Source organism: Cellulomonas triticagri (assembly GCF_003696205.1).
Lineage (GTDB): Bacteria > Actinomycetota > Actinomycetes > Actinomycetales > Cellulomonadaceae > Cellulomonas > Cellulomonas triticagri.
Genome location: NZ_RFFI01000208.1, coordinates 1 through 3,355 on the forward strand (window position 1 = coordinate 1; position 3,355 = coordinate 3,355).

Below are 3,355 nucleotides of genomic sequence, written 5' to 3' on the forward strand. Positions count from 1 at the left end.
CGCGTCCTCACGCCAGCGCGCCATCAGCGCGTTGAACGCCACGGCGCCCTGGCCCTGCCAGTGCGACCCGATGCCCGAGAGCTTGCCCTCCAGGGCGCTCAGCTCACGCTGCAGCTCCCCACGGCTCGTCGCGACCGCGTCGGCGCCCTGCTTGAGCGCGCCATCTGCTGCGGAAACCTCTGCTGCCATGTCACCTCCCCCTCCACGGCCCGGTGGGCCTCTGCTCGGCGGCCCCGTTCGCGGTGCCGCCCCGCCCGAGCACTCGACCCGAACCGCTGGCAGGCTAGCCCACAGGTTTCTCTCATGTCAGGCGAGGTCACCCGTCCTGTGGACGACCACGCTGACCGGTGTCATCGTTCACCCGTTCGGCCCAGCAAGAACTGGGTGATCCGTCAACTATCGCCCGATTTGCGCAGCGCCGGTACCTCCACCCGGGGGAACGCGGGCGGGTGGATCTCACCCGCGCACGGCACCCGGTCGGACCTGCCCGCGCGGACGTCCCGCCGACCGGGGCCCCGGCCGTCGCTATGCTGACCGCCGACCTGCCCAGGGACTACAGGGGACCCCATGACAGACGCACCCACCTCCACGACGTCCGTCGGGACGCTCGTGCGGGTGTCGGTGACCGCGGGGGACCGGCGGCTCGACCTCGGCGTCCCGGGCGCCGTCCCGATGGCCGAGGTCGTCCCGGGCCTGGCCCGCGCGCTCGGCCTGCTCGACGCGACGACGGCCCACGGCGGCTACCGCCTGGTCCGGGCCGACGGCACGCCGATCGACTCCGCCCGCAGCCTGCTGGCCGAGGGCGTCGAGGACGGCACGGTGCTGACCCTGGAGTCGGGCGCGCGCCGCGAGCAGGAGCGGATCTACGACGACGTCGTGGAGGCCGTGGCCGACGCCGTCGAGCACCAGTACGCCCCGTGGACGCCGCGGGACTCCGCGCTGAGCGCCGCCTGGGCGGCCGCCGCCCTGCTGCTCGCCGGTGCGGCGCTGCTGCTGGGCGCCGACCGCGCCTCGCTGGTCCCGCCGGTGGTCGCGGCCATCGCGGCGCTGCTCGCGCTGGTCGCGGGGGCCGTCGTCGGGCGCGTGGGCACGGAGCCCGCCGCGGGTCGGGTGCTCGTGCTGGTGGCCCCGGTGCTCGCGGGGGTCGCCGGGCTGACCGCGACGTCCGCGCCGCCGTCCTGGGGCTGGCCCGCCGCGCTCGCCGGGACGGGCGTGCTCGTCGCCGGGCTGCTGGGAATGCCCGCGCTGGTGGGCCGCCGCGAGCTGTCCGCCGCGCCGCTCGCGGGCGGGCTCGCCGTGGCCGTCGCGGGGACGACGATCGCCTTGACCGACGCGACGCCCGGTGCGGTCCTCGCGGTCGTGGTGGCGGTCGTCGCGACGGCGAGCATCGGCGTGCCGTGGCTGGCGCTGTCCAGCACGCCGCTGCGCGTGGTGTCGCCGCGCAACGACGCGGAGATCCTCGCCGACCCGCCGGCCGTGCAGTCGGCGCGGGTGCAGGCGCAGCTCGCCGCCGGGCACCGGGTGCAGGTGTCGCTGCGCGTGGCGATCGGCGCGCTCGCGATCGTGGCGGCCCCCGCCGTCGTCGCGACCGGCGTCGCCGGGACGGTGCTGCTGGTGCTCGCTGCCGCGGGGCTGCTGCTCGCGACCCGCCAGACGTACTCGCGCCTCGACGTGCTGCTCACCGTGAGCCTGTCGGTGCTGCTCCTGGTGACGGTGGCCGTGGTCGCCGCGTCCCAGCACCCGTCGTGGCGGACCGCGCTCGTGGCCGTCGCCGGTGCCGCCGCCGCGGTCGTGGTCGGGCTCGGCCTGGTGGCGCCGCGTCGCCGGGTGGGCCTGGCGCGGTTCGGGGACTTCCTGGAGATCGCCTGCCTCGCGCTGCTGCTGCCGCTCGGCGTGACCGCGGCGGGCCTGGTCTGACGTGGCGTCCAAGCGCGACCTCGTCGAGGCCCAGACCTACAGCCGCCGCCGGCTGCTCACCGCGTTCACCAGCGGGGCGCCCGGCGGGCGGGAGCTCGAGCCGACCAAGCCGCTGCGCGGCGTCGTCGCGGGCGTCTCGCTGAGCGTGCTGCTGGTCCTCGGCAGCCTCGGCCTCGGCCTGCTCAGCCCGACCCTCCCGGACGGCTGGGACGACCAGTCCCTCGTCATCGTCGAGGGCGACGGCAGCCGGTACGTCGGCATCCAGGGGACGCTGCACCCCGTGCTCAACGTGACGAGCGCGCGCCTGGTGCTCGACTCCGGTGCGTTCCACGTGGTCGACGTCAGCGAGGACGACATCACCGACGCCCCGCGCGGCGCGACCCTCGGCATCCCCGGCGCCCCGGACGAGCTGCCGCTCGCTGACCGGCTGACCGGCACGGGATGGGCGGCGTGCGTCGCGGCGGACGGCACGACGACTCTCGACCTCGATCCCGACGCCCCCGCCGCGGCGCCCGTGCCCGGCACGGGCGTGCTGGTCGACGTCGCCGGGACGCTCTACCTGGTCGCGGACGGTGTCCGGCACCGCATCCCGCCGACGGACGAGGCGGCGGTGCTCCGCGCGCTCGGCCTCGACACGGCGACGCCGCTGGTGGCGGGTGCGGACTGGCTGAACCTCGTGCCGCTCGGCACGGACCTGGCGGCGCTGACCGTCGCCGGTGCGGGCGACGCGGCTCTGCCGCAGGGCGGGCTGCCGCTGGAGACCCGCGTCGGCGAGCTCGTCGAGGTCTCGGGGACCGGGGACGGCCTGCGCCGCTACGTGGTGGACGCGCAGGGCGAGCTCGCCCCGCTGAGCGACCTCGCGTACCCGCTGTACCTGCTGGGCGCGGGCGACCTCGCGGCGACGGCGCTGCAGGTGACGGCGTCGGACATCGCCGCCGTGCGGACCTCCGGGACCCCCGTCGCCCCGGCCGACCTGCCCGCGACCGTGCCGACGCTGCCCGCCGCGGGCCAGACGCCGTGCGTCGTGCTGAGCACGGGGGACGCCGAGCGCGTCGACCTGGTGCTCGCCGACGGTGCCGTGGAGCCCGGCGTGCGGGTCGCCCCGGGCTCCGGCGCGCTGGTGCGGGCGCAGAGCAGCGACGGCGCGACGGCGACGGTGCGCCTGGTGGACGGCTCCGGCCGCGCCTACCCGGTGCCCGACGCCAGCGACGAGGTCCTCGCGCGCCTGGGCTTCACGCCCGACGACGTCGTCCGGGTGCCCCCGGCGTGGGCGGCGCTGCTGCCCACCGGTCCGTCGCTGACCGTGGAGGCCGCCGCGACCGAGGTCTCCGGCGGCACCGCGGCCGAGGGCGCGGCGTCGGGCGACTCGTGACGTCGCACCCGCGAGGCCGCCGGGCCGCCGCGGCGCTCGCCGCCGCGCTGCTGCTGCTCCCCGTCG

At 77.3% G+C, this 3,355-nt stretch carries 3 protein-coding genes; 2 read left to right on the forward strand and 1 reads right to left on the reverse strand.

Annotated elements, in window-relative coordinates; translation table 11 throughout:
* On the reverse strand, positions 1-189 hold a 189-nt coding region (locus EBM89_RS20020; protein ID WP_199732219.1), incomplete at its 3' end, for a WXG100 family type VII secretion target.
* Positions 190-567: 378 nt separating this feature from the next.
* On the opposite strand from EBM89_RS20020, the gene eccD reads away from it, so the two are divergent.
* Positions 568-1,917 (forward strand): type VII secretion integral membrane protein EccD, encoded by a 1,350-nt coding sequence (eccD, locus tag EBM89_RS20025; RefSeq protein WP_122151336.1) that lies wholly within the window; start codon positions 568-570, stop codon positions 1,915-1,917.
* A gap of 1 nt (position 1,918) precedes the next feature.
* Positions 1,919-3,289, forward strand: coding sequence for a type VII secretion protein EccB (eccB, locus tag EBM89_RS20030; RefSeq protein ID WP_122151337.1), 1,371 nt, complete (start codon positions 1,919-1,921; stop codon positions 3,287-3,289).
* The last annotated feature ends 66 nt before the right edge of the window (positions 3,290-3,355 follow it).